Source organism: Aeromonas sp. R9-2 (genome assembly GCF_040908025.1).
GTDB classification, from domain to species: domain Bacteria; phylum Pseudomonadota; class Gammaproteobacteria; order Enterobacterales; family Aeromonadaceae; genus Aeromonas; species Aeromonas veronii.
The window spans coordinates 159,389-178,323 of sequence record NZ_JBFOCX010000013.1; the positions used below are offsets into that span (position 1 = coordinate 159,389).

The window sequence follows — 18,935 nt, forward strand, 5'->3', positions numbered from 1 at the left end:
GAGTCAGGCAAATAAAGCGGAGAGACAACATGTTTGAATTTATGGATAGCCACACTGACGAAGCCGTCATTAAAGTGATCGGTGTAGGTGGCGGCGGCGGTAACGCTGTCGAGCACATGGTTCGTCAAAATATTGAGGGTGTTGAGTTTATTACCGTCAACACCGACGCCCAGGCACTGCGTAACTCCAGCGCCAACACTACCCTGCAGATCGGCGGTGGCATCACCAAGGGTCTGGGGGCCGGCGCCAATCCGGAAGTGGGTCGTGATGCGGCCATGGAAGATCGCGAAGCACTGCGTGAGCTGCTGACCGGTTCCGACATGGTATTCATCGCCGCCGGTATGGGTGGTGGTACCGGTACCGGTGCTGCGCCGATCGTGGCCGAAGTGGCACGCGAGATGGGCATCCTGACCGTTGCTGTGGTGACCAAGCCGTTCTCCTTTGAAGGGAAGAAGCGGATGGGCTTCGCCGCGCACGGCATTGAGGAGCTCTCCAAGAACGTCGACTCCCTGATCACCATCCCCAACGACAAGTTGCTGAAGGTGCTGGGTCGCGGTATCTCCCTGCTGGATGCCTTCAAGGCGGCCAACGATGTACTGCTTGGCGCGGTACAGGGCATTGCCGAGCTGATCACCCGCCCGGGCTTGATCAACGTCGACTTCGCGGACGTACGTACCGTAATGCGTGAAATGGGTACTGCCATGATGGGTACCGGTTCCGCCTCCGGTGATGACCGAGCTGAAGAAGCGGCCGAGAAAGCCATCTCCAGCCCGCTGCTGGAAGATGTGGATCTGGCCGGTGCCCGTGGCATCCTGGTCAACATCACCGCCGGTATGGACATGACCATCGAAGAGTTCGAAACCGTGGGTAACGCGGTCAAGGCCTTCGCTTCCGAGAACGCCACTGTAGTAGTGGGTACCGTAATCGATCCGGAAATGCACGACGAACTGCGTGTGACTGTGGTTGCTACCGGTATCGGTGCCGAGCGCAAGCCGGACATCACTTTGGTCAAGAGCAGCCAGGTGCAAGAGCGCCCGGTGCGTCAGCCGCTGGTTAGCGACATGATGCAAGGCCGCGTGATGGACGAAGCCCCGGCCAAGGTGGTCAACGCCGAGCCGCAAGCTCGTCGTGAACCGGATTACCTGGATATTCCGGCGTTCCTGCGCAAGCAAGCTGACTAAGCCTCTTATGGCTCTCGTTTGTTTGTTGTTCAAGGAATGTGCTAAGATGGCCTGCCAACGACCATCTGGTCCGGATTTTAAGCTGTTTAGGGTACACCCATGATTAGACAAAGAACCTTGAAAACGAGTGTACAGGCGACTGGTGTCGGCCTGCATTCGGGCCGGAAAGTCACCATGACGTTCCGTCCGGCGCCTGTGAACACAGGGATCGTTTACTTGCGTACCGACCTGAATCCTGTGGTGGAGCTGCCAGCCAATGCCGATCAGGTGCGCGATACCGTGCTCTGTACCGCTCTGGTCAACGAAGCCGGTGTCCGTGTCTCTACCATTGAGCACCTCTCCGCCGCGTTGGCCGGGATGGGGATCGACAACCTCTACGTTGAGGTTGACGCGCCCGAGATCCCGGTGATGGATGGCAGTGCGCATCCCTTTATCTACCTGCTGCAGGAAGTCGGGATCCGTGAGCAGAATGCTGCCAAGCAGTTTGTGCGGATCAAGAAGAGCATCCGGGTTGAAGACGGCGACAAGTGGGCTGAGTTCCACCCCTATCGCAACGGCTTCAAGATGGATCTCGAGATAGACTTCCAGCATCCGGTCTTTGAAGGTCGTAATCAGCGTTGCGTACTGGATTTCTCCGGTGCCTCCTTCGTGAAAGAGATCAGCCGTGCCCGTACCTTCGGGTTCATGCGTGATATCGAGTACCTGCGTTCCCAGAACCTGGCGCTGGGCGGAAGCCTGGAAAACGCCGTGGTACTGGACGACTATCGGGTGCTGAACGAAGACGGTTTGCGTTATGAGGACGAGTTCGTCAAGCACAAGATGCTGGACGCGATCGGTGACCTCTATATGTGTAACCGCAGCATCATCGGTGAGTTCCGTGCCTACAAGACCGGACATGCCCTGAACAACAAGCTGCTGCGTGCCTTGCTGGCCGAGCAGGAGGCTTGGGAACTGGTGACCTTCGAGGGTGAGGGCGACAAAGCGCCTATCGCTTACTACGATAACGGTCTGGTTCTGGCCTGATAGCTGTGCAACGGAACGTCGGTCCTCTCTCCGCACCGACGTTCCGTCATTTGTTTACTCCATCCTTTAATACCGATTATCTCCCGGTTTTATTTCCCGTGCAGGCTCCTGGCCGCACCTGACCGAGCAGACTGATTTCTATGAGCATTACCCTGATCCTCCATGGCAAGCAGCGACGCAAGTTGCACCTGCCCAAACAACGTCTGGCCTGGGTCGGCGGTATTCTCTTCTCCCTGTTAGCCCTTGGTGGTGGTTGGCTCTGGCAGAGCTGGCACCAGAAAATGGAGGCGCTGGAAGTGGCGCTTGCCGTTGCCGAGCAACAGTCCGTCGACCAGAGTGGCGACGAAGCCCGTGAACAGTTGGCAATGCTGGCTGCTCAGGTAGGCACCATGCAGGGCCAGCTTGGCCGTCTCAATGCCCTCGGCGAACGATTGACCGAGCAGGCCGATCTCGATCCCGACGAGTTCAATTTCAAAGAGCTGCCCCCCATGGGCGGCCCTTCTTATGATGAAGAGCTGGAAGTGAGCCTCAACGAGCTGCAAGCCTCGATGAAGCACCTCAGCCAGCAGCTCAGCAGCCGTGAAGAGCAGCTGTCGGTACTTGAATCTTTCATCATGAATCACCATATCACCGATGCCGGTTTTATTTCCGGCACGCCAGTCAAACAGGAGCGAGTTTGGGTCTCGTCCGGGTTTGGTGGACGGGTCGATCCGTTCAACGGGCGTGCCAAGATGCACAAAGGGGTCGATTTCCGTGGCAAACCCGGAACCCCGATTCTGGCCACCGGGCCCGGCATTGTCAGCTGGGCGGGCCGTCATCCGGAATTTGGCAATATGGTGGAGATTAATCACGGCAATGGCCTGGTCACCCGCTATGCCCACAACTCCAAGTTGCTGGTCGAGGTGGGCACCCTGGTTGATCAGGGTCAGAAGATTGCCTTGATGGGACGCACCGGTCGCGCGACCGGGGTCCATCTGCATTACGAAGTGTTGAAAGATGGTCGTCAGGTCAACCCCGCACGCTTTCTCAGTGCCAGACGGGGTTAGGTTTTTTTCTTCAGGTTCCAGTGACGGAACGCTTTTATAACCAGAAATAGTTGGTACCCATGATTAGCACACTGCTTACCAAGATTATCGGCAGCCGGAACGACAGAACGCTCAAGGCTTTGCGCAAAATTGTAAAACAGATCAATGCCATGGAGCCGCAGTTCGAGGCTCTGTCCGATGCCGAGTTGCAGGCCAAAACGGCCGAGTATCGTCAGCGTATCGAGCAGGGTGAGACCCTGGAGCAGTTGCTGCCGGAAGCGTTCGCGACCGTGCGTGAAGCCTCCAAGCGGGTGTTTGGCATGCGTCACTTCGACGTGCAGCTGATCGGCGGCATGGTGCTGAACTCCAACCGCATTGCGGAAATGAAAACCGGTGAAGGTAAGACTCTTACTGCGACTCTGCCAGCTTACCTGAATGCCCTGAGTGGCCGCGGCGTCCACGTGGTGACGGTGAACGACTACCTGGCCAAGCGTGATGCGGAAGCGAACCGTCCGCTGTTCGCCTTCCTCGGCATGACCGTCGACTGCAACGTGCCCGGTATGGACGCATCCCAGAAGCGTGACGCCTACGCCGCCGACATCACCTACGGTACCAACAACGAATTCGGTTTTGACTACCTGCGCGACAACATGGCGTTCTCGCCAGAGCAGCGCGTACAGCGTCCGCTCAACTATGCGCTGGTGGATGAAGTTGACTCGGTGCTTATCGATGAAGCCCGTACTCCGCTCATCATCTCCGGCCCGGCCGAAGACAGCTCAGAGCTCTATATCCGCGTCAACAAGTTGATCCCGCTGCTGGTCAAGCAGGACAAGGAAGACACCGAAGAGTACACCGGCGACGGTCACTACACGGTGGACGAGAAGAACCGTCAGGCCCTGCTGACCGAAAACGGTCAGATCTTCGTGGAAGAGCTGCTCAAGAAAGAGGGGCTGCTGGACGAGAACGACTCCCTGTTCTCCGCCTCCAACATCAGCCTGCTGCACCACGTCAATGCCGGTCTGCGCGCTCACACCCTGTTCGAGCGTAACGTGGACTATATCGTCCAGAAAGATGAGATCGTCATTGTCGATGAGCACACCGGCCGTACCATGCCGGGTCGTCGCTGGTCCGATGGTCTGCATCAGGCCGTTGAAGCGAAGGAAGGGGTGAAGATCCAGAACGAGAACCAGACGCTGGCATCCATCACCTTCCAGAACTACTTCCGTCTCTACAACAAGCTGGCGGGGATGACAGGTACTGCAGATACAGAAGCCTTTGAATTCCAGCAGATTTATGGCCTGGATACCGTGGTTATCCCGACCAACAAGCCGATGGTGCGCAAGGACATGGGCGATCTGGTCTACCTGACTGCCAACGAGAAGTATGCCGCCATCATCGAAGATATCCGTCAGTGCGTGGCCAAGGGCCAGCCTGTACTGGTTGGTACTGTCTCTATCGAGAACTCCGAGCTGCTCTCCGGCATCCTGACCAAGGAGAAGATCCCGCACAAAGTGCTGAACGCCAAGTTCCACGCCATGGAAGCGGAGATCGTCGCCCAGGCCGGTCAGACAGGTGCGGTCACCATCGCCACCAACATGGCCGGTCGTGGTACCGACATCGTGTTGGGTGGCAACTGGCAGGCAGAGATTGCCAAGCTGGAGAACCCGACCAGCGAGCAGATTGCCGAGCTGAAAGCCGCCTGGCAGGTGCGTCACGATGCGGTGCTGGCCGCCGGTGGTCTGCACATTATCGGCACCGAGCGTCACGAATCCCGTCGTATCGATAACCAGCTGCGCGGCCGTTCCGGTCGTCAGGGTGACCCGGGCTCTTCCCGTTTCTACCTCTCCATGGAAGATACCCTGATGCGGATCTTCGCCTCCGATCGCGTGACCGGCATGATGAAGAAGCTGGGCATGGAAGAGGGCGAAGCCATCGAGCACCCGTGGGTCACCAAGGCGATCGAAAACGCCCAGCGCAAGGTGGAAGGTCGCAACTTCGACATCCGCAAGAGCTTGCTGGAGTTTGATGACGTTGCCAACGATCAGCGCAAGGTGGTCTACGAGCAGCGCAACGAGCTGCTGGATACCAACGACATCTCCGAGACCATTCACGTTATCCGTGACGACGTCTACGGCGCGGTGATCGACGAGTACATCCCGCCCCAGTCTCTGGAAGAGATGTGGGATGTGCCGGGTCTGGAAGCGCGCCTGAAGGCCGACTTCGCGCTGGATCTGCCGCTGCAGCAGTGGCTGGCGGAAGATGACAAGCTGTATGAAGAGAAGCTGCGCGAGCGCATTCTGGACGAAGCCACCAAGCTCTATGCCCACAAGGAAGATCTGGTCGGCAAAGAGGTGCTGCGCAACTTCGAGAAGGCGGTGATGCTGCAAACCCTGGATGGCCTCTGGAAAGAGCATCTGGCGGCCATGGATCACCTGCGTCAAGGTATCCATCTGCGCGGTTACGCCCAGAAGAACCCCAAGCAGGAGTACAAGCGCGAATCCTTCGATCTGTTCACCCAGATGCTGGAAACCCTCAAGCGCGACGTGGTCAGCATCCTGAGCCGTGTTCAGGTGCAGGAGCGCGATGTGGAAGCGATGGAAGAGCAGCAACGCCAGCAGGCGGAAGCCGCTCCCCGTACCTATACCCACGCCGCTGCCGAGAGCCAGCTGGCCGATGAACAGGCCGCAGGCGAAGAGGGTCACACCACCTTCGTACGCGACGAGCAGAAGGTCGGCCGAAACGATCCCTGCCCGTGTGGTTCCGGCAAGAAGTACAAGCACTGCCACGGTCAGTTGACCTGATCGACGCTATGCCATAACAAGGCGGGCCAAGAGCCCGCCTTGTTATTGGTGGCAACAAGCGAACAGAGGTAATTGATGGAACAGAAAAAACGGATCTGGGTGGCGGTTGGCGTCATCGAGAATGAACGGGGCGATATCTTCATCGCCCGACGCTCCTCCGATCGCCATCAGGGGGATCGCTGGGAGTTTCCCGGTGGCAAGGTGGAGTCGGGTGAGGATCTGCTCACCGCACTGGATCGGGAGCTGTGGGAAGAGATCGGCATCCGGGTATTGGATTGTGCCCCCTTCATGGAACTGCAGCACGACTACCCCGAGAAGCAGGTATTGCTGGATATCTGGAAGGTGACCCGTTTCAGCGGTGAGCCGTTCGGCAAAGAGGGGCAGGAGTGCCTGTGGGTGCCGGTGGCCGAGCTGAACAACTACCACTTCCCTGATGCCAATGGCCCGATTGTAGCGCGGATACAGGGTCTGCAGGCTTGAGCCGGTAGTAATCAACAAACATGAAAAAAGGGCCAATCGGCCCTTTTTTGATATTGCAGAGGTGCGTGACCAGGGGCTTATAGCCACTGATCGCCCTCTTCCGGCTCCGGCAGCAGATCCGGGTTGATCTCCCCCGGGATCCGCTTCTCTTCATCGGCCCATTCGCCGAGATCGATCAGCTGGCAGCGCTTGCTGCAGAAGGGGCGGAACGGACTCTGCGGGCCCCACTCCACTTCGCTCTGACAGGTCGGGCACTTTACCTTGGTGACCATAAGCCCTCCTTAGCAGCAGGCGAGCTGGAATGGCACATCGCCAATCGGCTGTTCTGCGGTGGGCAGAAAGCGCAGGGCGAAGCGGTTCTTGTGGCCGCTCAGGGTCGGGTAGCAGAACAGATTGCCCGGCAGCTTGATGCGGATCAGCTCGGCGCTCTCGGCGGTGTCCTGGAAGAAACCGTTGCTGGCAATCTGCTCACTGAAGCTGCCTGATTCGCGCCACAGACGCAGCAGCAGGGTGATGGCATTCATCAGCAGGTTGATGTCGCTCAGCCAGCCTTGCATCTGCTGGTGACGGGTGATGGCCGGGGTACCGAGCCAGTGGTGCAGCTGCGGCACATCGAAGGCACACAGGCCACCGGGGATGGAGAAGCGCTGGCGGATGGAGCCGAGCAGACGATCCTCTTTCAGGCGGGCACCCGGGCGTGGCGAGTTGAGCAGGTTGCGAGAGAGCTGGCTGCTCTCTTGCTGCATCAGTTTGATCTGCTCCAGATCGACGTCGGGCAGGCTGGCCCAGTGGCTCAGACGCTGGCCGAGACGCTCCAGATCCTTGATGAGGTCGGCGCGCAGGTCACCACGCTCCAGCAACTCCTGCAGATCGAACAGCCCCTTGAAGAAGGCGATATGTGCCCAGGATTGTTCACTCTCCAGATTGTCGCGGATCTGGGAAAACAGGGACTCCAGACGAAGATAGGTCCGGCTTTTTTCATTGAGGGGGAAATCGTAAATCATGCCTAATCCTGGCCAGCCATAAACCGGCCTAGTGTACTCACACTTGGCGGCCTTGTTGAGAGGCAATTGCCAGATATGTCTCGTGCAGCGCCAAAATCCGCGTTTTAATCGCCATTTCGCTGCCATTGTGGTTTTCGATGACATCATCCGCCGCAGCGAGGCGTTCCACCCGACTCGCTTGGGCGGCGATGATGGCCTTGGCTTGCTCGGCCGATACCCCATCCCGACGGCAGGTGCGCTCAATCTGGGTTGCTTCGTCCACATCGATCACCAGTACCCGATTGGCGAGGCCGGTGAGTTTGTTCTCCACCAGCAGTGGCACCACCAGCAGGCAGTAAGGAGAACTGGCCGCGGCACACTGGCGCAGCATTTCACTGCGAATAAGCGGGTGAAGCAGGGCATTGAGCCACCCCTTGGCCTGCGGGTCGCTGAAGACCCGCTCACGCAGTGCACGACGGTCGAGTTGACCGCTCGGAGCAATCACATCAGGGCCAAAATGGTCGGCGATGGCAGCAAGGGCCGGGGTGCCCGGCTCGACCACTTCGCGGGCGATCACATCGGCATCCACCACCTCGATACCCAGCGCGGCAAACTGATTGGCGATAGTGGTCTTGCCGCTGCCGATACCACCTGTGATAGCAACTACATACATGGGGGCCTCTTGCTCAAAGCAGGGTAGAGAGATACCAGCGGGTGAGGGTATCGCCCCATAGCAGCGCAATCCAGCCCGCGATGGCGAGGTAGGGGCCGAAGGGAATGGGTTTGCCCTGATGATGTTTTTGCAAGGCGATCAGGCTGATGCCGATCACGGCACCGACCAGAGATGAGAGCAGCAGAATTATGGGCAGCGCCTGCCAGCCGAGCCAGGCGCCCAGCGCCGCCAGCAGCTTGAAGTCGCCATAGCCCATCCCCTCCTTGCCGGTTAGCAGCTTGAAAGCCCAGTAGAGGCTCCAGAGCACCAGATAGCCCACCATGGCGCCGCTCACTGCATCAGCCAAGGGGACGAAGCCACTTGCCAGATTGAACAGCAGCCCGCCCCACAGCAGTGGCAGGGTGAGCTGGTCGGGCAGCAACATCTTGTCGAGATCGATGAAGGTAAGGGCGACCAGCACCCAGGTCAGCAATAGGGCGGCCAGCGTCCCCCAGCCCGGTGTTATGACCATGGCAACGGCCACCGAGAGCAGGGCTGTCAGCAGCTCTACCAGCGGATAGCGGGCCGAGATGGGGGCCTGGCAGTCGCGGCAACGCCCTTTGAGCCAGAGCCAGCTCAACAGCGGGATGTTCTCAAGCGCAGTGATGGCGTGGCCACAGTGAGGGCACGCGGAGCGGGGGACCATCAGGTTGTAGCGCTCTGGTGCGATGGCCTCTTCGTCGGGGGCGAAGTAGCTGCGATACTCGGCCTGCCACTCTCGCTCCAGCATGATGGGCAAGCGGTGGATCACCACATTGAGGAAACTGCCGATCATCAGGGAGAAGAGAAAAACCAGCGAGAAGTAGAGCCAGGGCAAGCTGTGAGCCAGCTCGAGAAGAAGTGTCATAACCAACCGTCAGTTATTGAATTGGGGGGAGGGCATGGTTGTGGTGCCATGCCCTGATAAATCAGCCTACCACGTCGCCAAGCTTGAAGATGGGCAGGTACATGGCGATAACCATGCCGCCGACCAGCACCCCGAGCACCACCATGATGAGGGGTTCCAGCAGGCTGGTGAGGCCATCGACCAAGTCATCCACCTCCTGTTCGAAGATGGTGGCGACCTTGGAGAGCATATCATCGATGGCGCCGGACTCCTCACCGATCATCACCATCTGGATCACCATGTCGGGGAAGAGATCGACGGTGCGCATTGCCACGTTGATCTGCATACCGGCCACAACCTCGTTGCGGATCGCCATTACCGCGGTGCGATAGACATAGTTACCCGATGCGCCAGCCGCTGAAATCAGCGCATCTACCAGCGGAATACCGGCGGAGAAGGTGGTCGACAGGGTGCGGGCAAAGCGAGCCATAGCCGCCTTGTGCAGGATCATCCCGACCACCGGAATGGTGAGGACGAACTTGTCGGTATTGTCTTTCACCTTCTGGGAGGCCCGCCAGGCCCGCACGTAAAGGAAGATGCCAAGGGCGGTGCCACCAAAGAAGACATACCACCAGTTCTGCATAAAGCGGGAGATGCCGATAACAAACTGGGTGAACACCGGCAGCTCGGCACCGAAGCTCTTGAAGATATCCTCGAACTGCGGAATGACGAACAGCAGCAGGATGGAGGTGACCACGATGGCGACCAGAATGACCATGGTGGGGTAGAACATCGCCTTCTTGATCTTCGACTTGAGCGCTTCCGACTTTTCCCGGTAAGTGGCGATACGGTCGTAGATGGTCTCCAGTGCCCCGGATTGCTCACCGGCTTCAACCAGATCGCAGTAGAGATCGTCAAAGTAGAGGGGATGGCGGCGCAGCGCCTCCGACATGGGGGTACCGGTCTCCACATCGGCGGCAATCTGCCCCATCAGCTCGCGCATCGAGGCTTTCTCGTGACTGCGGGCGATGATCTGCAGGCTCTGCACCAGTGGTACGCCGGCGGAGAGCATGGTGGTGATCTGGCGTGAGACGATGGCGATATCCATCGGTTTGATCTTGGCGCCGCCCTTGGAGAAGAGCCCCTGGGATTTCTTGGCTACCTTGGTGACGTTGACTCCCTGCTTGCGTAGTTCGGTCTTGACGGTGTTGATGCTGTCGGCCTGCAGCTCGCCGGAGACCTTCTGCCCCTTGCGATTAACCCCGTGCCAGCGGAAGGCGAAGACTTTCTTGGGGGCATTGTTCTTTTTCGTTAGGGTTGCCATCTTTGCATCCTGCAATGGGGTTAGTTGTCAGAGTCGGACTCTGCACGTCACCAACCTGGTCAAGGTGCCCGACTGGCTTGATGCCTGCGGGGTACTGATAGGGTGGGTGGTACCTTCTTGGCGCCAGCCCGGTCACTTTAATGCCTGATTATTCTGTCATTCGGGCTGTCATCTATTCCGTGTTCGTGAACGACGAATTCGCTCTGCCAACCAAACCGGCGGGTCGTTCCGTCACATGGATCAGTTGGTGGTGACCCGATTGACCTCGGCCAGACTGGTGACCCCGAGCCGGGCCTTCTCCAGTCCCGAGGTGCGCAGGGTGCGCATCCCCTCCTTCTGCGCGATAGCTGCGATTTGCAGGGAGTTTGCCCCCTGCATGATCAATTTGGCGATGTTCTCTGACATCAGCATGATTTCGTAGATGCCGACTCGTCCCTTGTAGCCGCCGGAACACTCCTTGCAACCGACCGGTTTGAACAGTCGCAGCCCGGCTGCCAGCTGCTGCGGCGTAAAGCCCAGCTCCAGTAGTTCGGCTTCCGGCACCACTTCCGGCGCCTTGCAGTGGTCGCACAGTTTACGGGCCAACCGCTGGGCCATGATCAGGGTCACCGAGGAGGCGATGTTGAAGGCGGGCACCCCCATGTTCATCATTCGGGTCAGGGTTTCGGCAGCCGAGTTGGTATGCAGGGTGGAGAGCACCAGGTGGCCGGTTTGTGCTGCCTTGATGGCGATTTCGGCAGTTTCCAGATCGCGAATTTCCCCCACCATCACCACATCCGGGTCTTGCCGCAGGAAGGAGCGCAGGGCGCTTGCAAAGGTGAGCCCCGCCTTGGGGTTGACCTGCACCTGGTTGACGCCGGGCAGGTTGATCTCCACCGGGTCTTCGGCGGTGGAGATGTTTACCTCGGTGGTGTTGAGAATATTGAGGCCGGTATAGAGCGAGACCGTTTTGCCCGAGCCGGTGGGGCCGGTCACCAGGATCATCCCCTGTGGCTTAGAGAGGGCGCGCAGGTACTGCGCCTTCTGCCGGTCATCAAAGCCGAGTTGCTCGATATTGAGGCGTGCCGCCGAGGAGTCGAGCAGACGGATAACGATCTTCTCTCCCCACATGGTGGGCAGGGTGTTGACCCGCATATCCATCGACTTGTTGCGCGACAGCTTCAACTTGATGCGGCCATCCTGTGGCAGCCGCCGCTCGGCGATATCGAGTCGTGCCATCACCTTGAGGCGGGCGGAGAAGCGGTTGGAGAGATTGACCGGCGGTGTGGCGATCTCGTGCAGGATGCCATCGATGCGAAAGCGGACCCGATACTTGAACTCATAGGGCTCGAAGTGCAGGTCGGAGGCACCACGCTTGATGGCGTCCATCAGGATCTTGTTGATGTACTTGACGATGGGAGCATCGTCATCGGCAGTATTGACGCTCTCGTCCAGCCGACTGTTTTCGTCGGAGACCTCGAGATCCGAAATCTCGGACTCGTCGATATCCTCCATGCCGAGGGCGTCATTTTCGCTCTCCAGCAGCTTGCCGATGGCGGCGGTGAGCTTGTTCTCCTCCACCAGCAGGGCTTCAGTATGAAGACCGAAGCTGAAGCCAAAGTCCTCCAACGCCGAGACATTGGTCGGATCCGACATGGCGATATAGAGGGTGTGGCCCTGGGTGTAGATGGGCAGGACGTGGTGTTTCTCAATCAGCTTCTGATTGAGGTACTTCTGCGGGATCTCGGCCAAATCGAAGGCGGCAAGATCCAGCAGAGGTACCCCATACTCCAGCTCGCAAAAATCGGCGAGCGCCTTGCTGTCGAGGATCTCGTTCTCTATCAGAAATGTCACAAAGGGTTTGCGCTGGGCCTTGGCCTGGCTCAGATAGCGCTGGGAGTCCTCTTCACTGATCAGTGAAGAGGCGGCCAGGCTTAACGCCAGGCCGCTATTAGGACTAGAGGTCATGCGTTAACAGAGACCGCCTGCTTCACATGTTCCACCCTTAACCCAGGTTACTTGGCGAGTGGTAGTATTGGCTGTACCGGTTAATGTAAACGCGTTGTTTGTTGCGCCAAAAGGAGCAGTGGCCCCAGTAGCTGTAATCACAACACCAGTAGCGCCACTGGCGGCCGCATCAACAGTTGCGACTATCGCCGTGTTGAATGCGCCGCTGACTGCTGAGTCACCAGCGGTGGAGCATGTTGCCATTAAGTTCGCATCCACAGTTGCTGAAGAGCCTTGGATACAAACTTCAACTGCGGTTTTTGCTGGGCCTACAGCTGAGACAACTTCAGCAAATTTAGCCCGCTTTGTATATGTTTGATACGCAGGCAGCGCTACCGCGGCCAGAATGGCGACGATCGCGACCACGATCATCAATTCAATAAGGGTAAAACCCGATTGTTTCTTCATTTCGCTCTTCATGGAAAATATCCTTTTATCCTTGGTTCCTGGGAAGTGTCGGTAGAAAACCATCCGAACGTCAGTATCTTATCCGAGCTGTCAGGGGTGGCAACAGAGATTGCTGTCTTTGTTAACCACTTTCATGTCATTTACCAAAAACTTGATGCGAGTCATAAAATAAGTGGCTTCTTATGACTCTTTGTTGCGGGTGAAAGCGGGTCCGTCATTACACTCCTTTGCTGAGGGATCCTGCATAAAGAAAAGGCGCCCATGGCGCCTTTTGCAAGTTGTTTATCCGGTTAGGTCGAGTATTTGCTCAGGCCTGCGGGGTGAATCTCACTGCTGGATAAAGCGCATGGAGAGATCGAGCGCCCGTACATGCTTGGTCAGCGCCCCGACCGAGATAAAATCGACGCCGGTGGCGGCAAACTCTGCCAGAGTGTCGAGGGTGACATTGCCGGAGACTTCCAGCTTGGCGCGGCCCTGATTGATGGCGACCGCTTCCCGCATCATGGTCACGTCGAAGTTGTCCAGCATCACGATATCGGCGTTGGCCGCCAGCGCCTGCTCCAGTTCTGCCAGTGATTCCACTTCCACCTCCACCGGTTTGCCCGGATTGAGATGACGAGCCTCATTAATCGCCTCGGCAATACCGCCACAGGCGAGGATGTGGTTCTCCTTGATGAGATAGGCGTCGTAGAGGCCGATGCGGTGATTCTTGCCGCCGCCACAGGTGACCGCGTACTTCTGGGCGGTGCGCAGCCCAGGAATGGTCTTGCGGGTGTCGAGCAGGCGGCAGTCGGTGCCCTCCAGCTCTGCCACATAGCGAGCAGTGAGGGTGGCGACGCCGGAGAGGGTCTGGACAAAGTTCAGCGCATTGCGCTCGCCAGTCAGCAGCTGGCGGGCAGGGCCATGGAGGCGAAAAAGCTCCTGATTGGGGGAGAGCACTTCCCCATCCTGCACCTTCCACTCCACCTTCACGTCGCCGCCGAGTTGTACGAACACTTCATCCACCCAGGGCTGGCCGCAGAACACACCGGCCTCACGGGTGATGACCCGGGCAGTGGCCATCCGGTCGGCCGGGATCAGCTGGGCGGTGATATCGGCGCTGACGTCCGGTTGGTCCAGCGTGGTGAGGGCATCGCCCAGATCTTCGAGTAGTGCGGCGCGCACGGCGCGGCTGACATCCTGTTGAAACATGCCTTATTCCTGCAAGGGTCTGAGCAGCAGTTGCCGCTCCTTTTGAACCAGCTCCAGCCGACCGAGGGCGTTCATGCCAACCAGCACTTCGTCACCGTCTGCCGCCGGATTGATAAAGATGGCCAGATCGTACAAGGTCAATGGCCCCATCGCCAGCGTTTCGATGGTGCCGTTGCCGACCCGGATCTGCCCCGCGGCGGTATTGACCTGGCTGCTGCCATGAGCGGTCAGGCCGAGGCGCTCGGCAACTTGCTGCGGGATGGTGATACGGGTGGCGCCGGTATCGAGCAGCAGTTGCACCGGCTGGCCGTTGATGGCACCCTCCAGACGATAGTGGCCGCTCTGGTCGGCTCGCAGCAACAGCTCGCCGCTGGCGGTGACGCTTGGTTGGTTGCGGGAGTGAAAATAGAGGGTCAGCAGGCCCATCAAAGAGAGCCAGGCCAGTAACCACATCCAGCGTGCCGTGTGCTGCATACCCCATCCATAATCGAGCGGAAGATGACTCAGCCTAACATACCATTTCCCTTTGATTCAGTGAGTTGGTGTCGGGTTGCTTATCAGGTATCTTCGTTTTCTCGCCATTTATCAGCCAATTCGAGTAGCCGATGACTCAACTCGCTTCGCAACCTTGTTTCTCTATCGATGCCGCTGGCTGGTGCCAGCAGGCGCGCCGGGTGCCTTCTCCCCATCACAACGAACGGGCAGCGCCGGATGATATCTCCCTGCTGGTGGTGCATGGCATCAGCCTGCCGCCGGGGGAGTTCGGCGGCCCCTTTATCGACGATCTTTTTATGGGGCGGCTCGACCCCGAGGCTCACCCCTATTTTGCCGGTATCCATCAGCTGCGGGTTTCGGCCCACTGCCTGATCCGCCGTGATGGCGAGCTGGTGCAGTATGTGCCGTTCGGCGAGCGTGCCTGGCATGCGGGAGTATCGAGCTGGCAGGGGAGGGAGGCATGTAATGACTTCTCCATTGGCATCGAGCTGGAAGGGACTGACGAAATCCCCTATACCGAGGCTCAATACCGGGCATTGGCAGGGCTCACTCGAGCCATCTCGGAGCGCTATCCGGCGATTACCCACGAAAAAATTGTCGGCCATTGCGATATCGCACCAGGGCGCAAGACGGATCCCGGTGCCAGTTTCCAGTGGGATTACTACCGTCAGTTACTAAACAGCTAAAGTAAATATTCAAATTTAGTTTGGATTTTAAAATCAATGGCTTGCCTATCTGGCAGGCCATTTTTGTCTCTGGTTGCGAAAATGTTATTTGTGAGCGCGGTCAAGAATATTGGTCAGACCATTTTCTATGAGCTAAATCATGTTTCACCTGCTTTACCTCTTAAGTGGTGGGGCCGATTCTTGACTCAGATCATCTTTTGAGTGGACTTTTCAAAAGGCCTCTGCTAATTTTCGCCCCATCCATAAAATTGGTAATACCAATTTAACAAAGTAGCCTCATGCCCTATCGCAAGATTACGCAACCCAAGTTGGCCGACTCCATTGTCGCCGAGCTGGAACAGATGATTCTGGAAGGCAGCCTGCAACCGGGGCAGAAATTGCCTCCCGAGCGGGAACTCGCCATCCAGTTTCAGGTATCGCGCCCCTCCTTGCGCGAAGCCATCCAGCGACTGGAAGCGCGCGGATTGCTTTATCGCCGTCAGGGCGGCGGCACTTATGTGCAGAATGCCCTGAGCAAGGGGATCGCCGATCCTCTGTTCGAACTGCTCAGTACCCACCCGGAAGCCCAGTATGACCTGCTGGAGTTTCGCCACGCGTTGGAAGGCATCTGTGCCTACTACGCGGCCTTGCGGGGAACCGGGTCTGATTTCGAGCGCATTCGTCAGGTGCAAACCACCATCGAAGAGGCGGGCCAGCTGGGCTCGCTGGTGGCCGAGTCGGCAGCCGTCACCCAGTTCTATCTGGCGGTGGCCGAGGCGTCCCACAACGTGGTGCTGCTGCACCTGCTGCGGGCAATGAGCCCGATGCTCGAGCAGAACATTCTGCAGAATAACGAGATTTTGAATCGCCGCCCGGGAGTGGTAGCCAAGATACGTCGCCATCGCGCGAATCTGATCGAGGCTATTCTTTCGGGGGCTCCGGAGCGGGCCAGAACAGCTTGTCATGAGCATCTGGCCTTTATCGAGGACACCTTGTTGGATATGCAGAGGGAAGACAGCCGGATCCAGCGATCCATGCGTCGGATCCGTCAGCAGGAAAACTAATCCCACAAGGCTCTATTGTCGAATGCTTGCGCCCTTCGCCGTGCAATGCCGTGCAATCACAACAACATAGGAACCAGCCATGTCTGATATCCTGAAGAACGATGTGGACCCGATAGAAACGCTGGAGTGGCTTGCCTCTCTGGAATCCCTGCTGCGTGAAGAGGGTCCGCAACGCGCTCAGTTCATCCTTGAACAGTTGGCCGAGAAAGCCCGCGTAAGCGGTGTGGACGTGGCTGCCAAGGCAAATCGCGATTACATCAACACCATCCCGTCCAGCGATGAGCCGGACTACCCGGGTGACCTGGAGATGGAACGCCGCATTCGCGCCATCATCCGCTGGAACGCCATGATGATCGTGCTGCGCGCGTCCAAGAAAGACCTGGACCTGGGTGGTCACATGTCTTCCTTCGCTTCTTCTGCGACCATCTATGATGTCTGCTTCAACCACTTCTTCCGTGCTCGCAACGAGAAGGATGGTGGCGATCTGGTTTACTTCCAGGGTCATATCTCCCCGGGCATCTATGCTCGCGCCTTTGCTGAAGGTCGTCTGACCGAAGAGCAGCTGGACAACTTCCGTCAGGAAGTGGACGGCAAGGGTATCCCTTCCTATCCGCACCCGAAACTGATGCCGGACTTCTGGCAGTTCCCGACCGTCTCCATGGGTCTGGGCCCCATCGCCGCCATCTATCAGGCTCGCTTCCTGAAGTACCTGACCGACCGTGGTATCAAGGATTGCTCCGAGCAGACCGTTTACGCCTTCCTGGGTGATGGCGAGATGGACGAGCCGGAAGCCAAGGGTGCCCTGACCGTTGCCGTGCGTGAAAAGCTCGACAACCTGGTATTCGTGGTCAACTGCAACCTGCAGCGTCTGGATGGTCCGGTTGTCGGTAACGGCAAGGTCATCAACGAGCTGGAAGGCCTGTTTGCTGGCGCCGGTTGGGATGTCACCAAGGTTATCTGGGGTCGCAAGTGGGATGAGCTGCTGAAGAAAGACACTTCCGGCAAGCTGATCCAGCTGATGAACGAGACCGTGGACGGTGACTACCAGACCATGAAGTCCCGCGACGGTGGCTACATCCGCGAGCACTTCTTCAACCGTTATCCGGAAACTGCCGCGCTGGTCAAAGACATGACCGACGAGGAGATCTTCGCCCTGAACCGCGGTGGTCACGATCCTCGCAAACTGTTCGCTGCGTTCAACAAGGCGACCCAGACCAAGGGCAAGCCGACCGTTATTCTGGCCAAGACCATCAAGGGTTACGGCATGGGTGAAGCGGCTGAAGGCAAGAACATCGCTCACCAGGTCAAGAAGATGGAGCTGGACTCCGTGCGTCACCTGCGTGACCGCTTCAACCTGCCGGTGGCCGACGAGCAGCTGGCCGATCTGCCTTACCTGAAGATCGAAGCCGGTTCTGCCGAGCACAAATACCTGCACGACCGTCGCACTGCCCTGAAAGGCTATGTGCCGACCCGTCTGCGCGAAAGCACCACCAAGCTGGAAATCCCGGCACTGGATGCCTTCGGTCCGCTGCTGGGTGAGCAGGCGCGCGAAATCTCCACCACCATGGCGTTCGTGCGTTCCCTGAACGTGATGCTGAAAGACAAGTCCATCGGCAAGCGCATCGTTCCGATCCTCGCTGACGAAGCCCGTACCTTCGGTATGGAAGGTCTGTTCCGCCAGATCGGTATCTACAGCCCGCACGGTCAGCAGTACACCCCGCAAGACCGCGACATCGTCTCCTACTACAAGGAAGACAAGCAGGGTCAGGTTCTGCAAGACGGTATCAACGAGCTGGGCGCCATGTCCTCCTGGCTGGCTGCTGCGACCTCTTACAGCACCAACGATTGCCCGATGATCCCGTTCTACATCTACTACTCCATGTTCGGCTTCCAGCGGATTGGCGACATGGCGTGGGCAGCCGGTGACCAGCAAGCCCGTGGCTTCCTGCTGGGTGCGACCTCCGGTCGTACTACCCTGAACGGCGAAGGTCTGCAGCACGAAGATGGTCACAGCCACATCCTGGCGAACACCATCCCGAACTGCATCTCCTACGATCCGTCCTACGCCTATGAAGTGGCGGTGATCGTACAGGACGGCCTGCGCCGCATGTACGGTGAGAACCCGGAGAACGTGTTCTACTACATCACCACCCTGAACGAGAACTATGCCATGCCGGCCATGCCGGAAGGCGCCGAGGAAGGCATCCGCAAGGGTATCTACAAGCTGGAATCCGTCGCCGGTGCCAAGGCGAAAGTTCAGCTGTTGGGTTGTGGTTCCATCCTGGGTCACGTGCGCAAGGCTGCCCAGATCCTGGCCAGCGAGTACGGCATCGGTTCCGATGTGTTCAGCGTCACCTCCTTCAACGAGCTGGCTCGTGACGGTCAGGACGCGGATCGCTGGAACATGCTGCACCCGACCTCTGAAGCGCGTGTTCCCTACATCGCTCAGGTACTGGGTTCCGAAGCCACCATCGCTGCGACCGACTACATGAAGTCCTTCGCCGATCAGGTTCGCGCCTTCGTTCCGACCGAGAACTACCGCGTGCTGGGTACCGACGGTTACGGCCGTTCCGACAGCCGTGCCAACCTGCGTCGTCACTTCGAAGTGAACGAGTTCTACGTGGTGGTTGCTGCTCTGACCGAACTGGCCAAGCGCGGCGAGGTAGACAAGCAGGTTGTGGCCGACGCCATCGCCAAGTACGGCATCGATGCCGACAAGGTCAACCCGCTGTACGCGTAAGTGGGTCAAGGGTCGCGCCGTATGACGGCGC

At 58.4% G+C, this 18,935-nt stretch carries 17 protein-coding genes; 8 read left to right on the forward strand and 9 right to left on the reverse strand.

Annotated features, from left to right (window positions below):
* Positions 1–29: 29 nt before the first annotated feature.
* From ftsZ to mutT, 5 genes are all read left to right on the forward strand, one after another.
* Positions 30–1,181: a cell division protein FtsZ gene (ftsZ, locus tag AB5Y71_RS04180; protein WP_005336147.1), complete on the forward strand. Its 1,152-nt coding sequence runs from the start codon at positions 30–32 to the stop codon at positions 1,179–1,181.
* A gap of 99 nt (positions 1,182–1,280) precedes the next feature.
* Positions 1,281–2,204: a UDP-3-O-acyl-N-acetylglucosamine deacetylase gene (lpxC, locus tag AB5Y71_RS04185; RefSeq protein WP_005336146.1), complete on the forward strand. Its 924-nt coding sequence runs from the start codon at positions 1,281–1,283 to the stop codon at positions 2,202–2,204.
* 140 nt (positions 2,205–2,344) lie between these two features.
* On the forward strand, positions 2,345–3,250 hold the full coding sequence (locus AB5Y71_RS04190) for a M23 family metallopeptidase (protein WP_005355107.1): 906 nt from the start codon (positions 2,345–2,347) through the stop codon (positions 3,248–3,250).
* A 59-nt stretch (positions 3,251–3,309) separates the two neighbouring features.
* The gene (gene secA, locus AB5Y71_RS04195; protein WP_368171057.1) at positions 3,310–6,030 is read left to right on the forward strand and encodes a preprotein translocase subunit SecA; all 2,721 of its coding nucleotides are present in this window, start codon (positions 3,310–3,312) and stop codon (positions 6,028–6,030) included.
* Between the two features lie 75 nt (positions 6,031–6,105).
* Positions 6,106–6,510: an 8-oxo-dGTP diphosphatase MutT gene (gene mutT, locus AB5Y71_RS04200; protein WP_368171058.1), complete on the forward strand. Its 405-nt coding sequence runs from the start codon at positions 6,106–6,108 to the stop codon at positions 6,508–6,510.
* Between the two features lie 77 nt (positions 6,511–6,587).
* Here the strand turns inward: mutT and yacG are convergent, their stop codons facing one another.
* The 9 genes from yacG to AB5Y71_RS04245 all read right to left on the reverse strand — a co-directional run bounded on the left by yacG (position 6,588) and on the right by AB5Y71_RS04245 (position 14,414).
* On the reverse strand, positions 6,588–6,782 hold the full coding sequence (gene yacG / locus AB5Y71_RS04205; protein ID WP_005336142.1) for a DNA gyrase inhibitor YacG: 195 nt from the start codon (positions 6,780–6,782) through the stop codon (positions 6,588–6,590).
* 9 nt (positions 6,783–6,791) lie between these two features.
* The gene (gene zapD, locus AB5Y71_RS04210) at positions 6,792–7,514 is read right to left on the reverse strand and encodes a cell division protein ZapD (RefSeq protein ID WP_005356622.1); all 723 of its coding nucleotides are present in this window, start codon (positions 7,512–7,514) and stop codon (positions 6,792–6,794) included.
* A 37-nt stretch (positions 7,515–7,551) separates the two neighbouring features.
* Entirely contained in the window at positions 7,552–8,166 is a 615-nt protein-coding gene (coaE, locus tag AB5Y71_RS04215) for a dephospho-CoA kinase (RefSeq protein ID WP_368171059.1), read from the reverse strand.
* Between the two features lie 13 nt (positions 8,167–8,179).
* Positions 8,180–9,052 (reverse strand): A24 family peptidase, encoded by an 873-nt coding sequence (locus tag AB5Y71_RS04220; RefSeq protein ID WP_368171060.1) that lies wholly within the window; start codon positions 9,050–9,052, stop codon positions 8,180–8,182.
* Between the two features lie 61 nt (positions 9,053–9,113).
* Positions 9,114–10,355, reverse strand: coding sequence for a type II secretion system F family protein (locus tag AB5Y71_RS04225; protein WP_005336136.1), 1,242 nt, complete (start codon positions 10,353–10,355; stop codon positions 9,114–9,116).
* Positions 10,356–10,595: 240 nt separating this feature from the next.
* Complete coding sequence (tapB, locus tag AB5Y71_RS04230; protein ID WP_005336134.1) at positions 10,596–12,302, reverse strand: PilB family type IVa pilus assembly ATPase TapB; 1,707 nt, start codon at positions 12,300–12,302, stop codon at positions 10,596–10,598.
* Between the two features lie 3 nt (positions 12,303–12,305).
* Positions 12,306–12,761, reverse strand: a complete 456-nt coding sequence (locus AB5Y71_RS04235; RefSeq protein WP_368171061.1) for a prepilin-type N-terminal cleavage/methylation domain-containing protein — start codon at positions 12,759–12,761, stop codon at positions 12,306–12,308.
* A 315-nt stretch (positions 12,762–13,076) separates the two neighbouring features.
* On the reverse strand, positions 13,077–13,940 hold the full coding sequence (gene nadC, locus AB5Y71_RS04240; protein ID WP_368171062.1) for a carboxylating nicotinate-nucleotide diphosphorylase: 864 nt from the start codon (positions 13,938–13,940) through the stop codon (positions 13,077–13,079).
* Between the two features lie 3 nt (positions 13,941–13,943).
* A complete protein-coding gene (locus AB5Y71_RS04245; RefSeq protein WP_040068932.1) occupies positions 13,944–14,414 on the reverse strand; it encodes a TIGR02281 family clan AA aspartic protease in 471 nt (156 codons plus the stop codon).
* Positions 14,415–14,545: 131 nt separating this feature from the next.
* Here AB5Y71_RS04245 and ampD point away from each other — a divergent pair, with 131 nt between their 5' ends.
* The 3 genes from ampD (at position 14,546) to aceE (ending at position 18,904) form a co-directional block, all read left to right on the forward strand.
* Positions 14,546–15,121: a 1,6-anhydro-N-acetylmuramyl-L-alanine amidase AmpD gene (gene ampD / locus AB5Y71_RS04250; protein WP_368171063.1), complete on the forward strand. Its 576-nt coding sequence runs from the start codon at positions 14,546–14,548 to the stop codon at positions 15,119–15,121.
* Between the two features lie 278 nt (positions 15,122–15,399).
* The gene (gene pdhR, locus AB5Y71_RS04255) at positions 15,400–16,164 is read left to right on the forward strand and encodes a pyruvate dehydrogenase complex transcriptional repressor PdhR (RefSeq protein WP_005336127.1); all 765 of its coding nucleotides are present in this window, start codon (positions 15,400–15,402) and stop codon (positions 16,162–16,164) included.
* Between the two features lie 79 nt (positions 16,165–16,243).
* Entirely contained in the window at positions 16,244–18,904 is a 2,661-nt protein-coding gene (gene aceE, locus AB5Y71_RS04260) for a pyruvate dehydrogenase (acetyl-transferring), homodimeric type (RefSeq protein WP_040068936.1), read from the forward strand.
* The last annotated feature ends 31 nt before the right edge of the window (positions 18,905–18,935 follow it).

What these genes read in the sequence shown, in the direction of transcription:
- ftsZ (WP_005336147.1), top strand. Translation starts at nt 30, where the DNA reads ATGTTTGAATTTATGGATAGCCACACTGACGAAGCCGTCATTAAAGTG.
- lpxC (WP_005336146.1), top strand. Translation starts at nt 1,281, where the DNA reads ATGATTAGACAAAGAACCTTGAAAACGAGTGTACAGGCGACTGGTGTC.
- AB5Y71_RS04190 (WP_005355107.1), top strand. Translation starts at nt 2,345, where the DNA reads ATGAGCATTACCCTGATCCTCCATGGCAAGCAGCGACGCAAGTTGCAC.
- secA (WP_368171057.1), top strand. Translation starts at nt 3,310, where the DNA reads ATGATTAGCACACTGCTTACCAAGATTATCGGCAGCCGGAACGACAGA.
- mutT (WP_368171058.1), top strand. Translation starts at nt 6,106, where the DNA reads ATGGAACAGAAAAAACGGATCTGGGTGGCGGTTGGCGTCATCGAGAAT.
- yacG (WP_005336142.1), bottom strand. Translation starts at nt 6,782, where the DNA reads ATGGTCACCAAGGTAAAGTGCCCGACCTGTCAGAGCGAAGTGGAGTGG.
- zapD (WP_005356622.1), bottom strand. Translation starts at nt 7,514, where the DNA reads ATGATTTACGATTTCCCCCTCAATGAAAAAAGCCGGACCTATCTTCGT.
- coaE (WP_368171059.1), bottom strand. Translation starts at nt 8,166, where the DNA reads ATGTATGTAGTTGCTATCACAGGTGGTATCGGCAGCGGCAAGACCACT.
- AB5Y71_RS04220 (WP_368171060.1), bottom strand. Translation starts at nt 9,052, where the DNA reads ATGACACTTCTTCTCGAGCTGGCTCACAGCTTGCCCTGGCTCTACTTC.
- AB5Y71_RS04225 (WP_005336136.1), bottom strand. Translation starts at nt 10,355, where the DNA reads ATGGCAACCCTAACGAAAAAGAACAATGCCCCCAAGAAAGTCTTCGCC.
- tapB (WP_005336134.1), bottom strand. Translation starts at nt 12,302, where the DNA reads ATGACCTCTAGTCCTAATAGCGGCCTGGCGTTAAGCCTGGCCGCCTCT.
- AB5Y71_RS04235 (WP_368171061.1), bottom strand. Translation starts at nt 12,761, where the DNA reads ATGAAGAGCGAAATGAAGAAACAATCGGGTTTTACCCTTATTGAATTG.
- nadC (WP_368171062.1), bottom strand. Translation starts at nt 13,940, where the DNA reads ATGTTTCAACAGGATGTCAGCCGCGCCGTGCGCGCCGCACTACTCGAA.
- AB5Y71_RS04245 (WP_040068932.1), bottom strand. Translation starts at nt 14,414, where the DNA reads ATGCAGCACACGGCACGCTGGATGTGGTTACTGGCCTGGCTCTCTTTG.
- ampD (WP_368171063.1), top strand. Translation starts at nt 14,546, where the DNA reads ATGACTCAACTCGCTTCGCAACCTTGTTTCTCTATCGATGCCGCTGGC.
- pdhR (WP_005336127.1), top strand. Translation starts at nt 15,400, where the DNA reads ATGCCCTATCGCAAGATTACGCAACCCAAGTTGGCCGACTCCATTGTC.
- aceE (WP_040068936.1), top strand. Translation starts at nt 16,244, where the DNA reads ATGTCTGATATCCTGAAGAACGATGTGGACCCGATAGAAACGCTGGAG.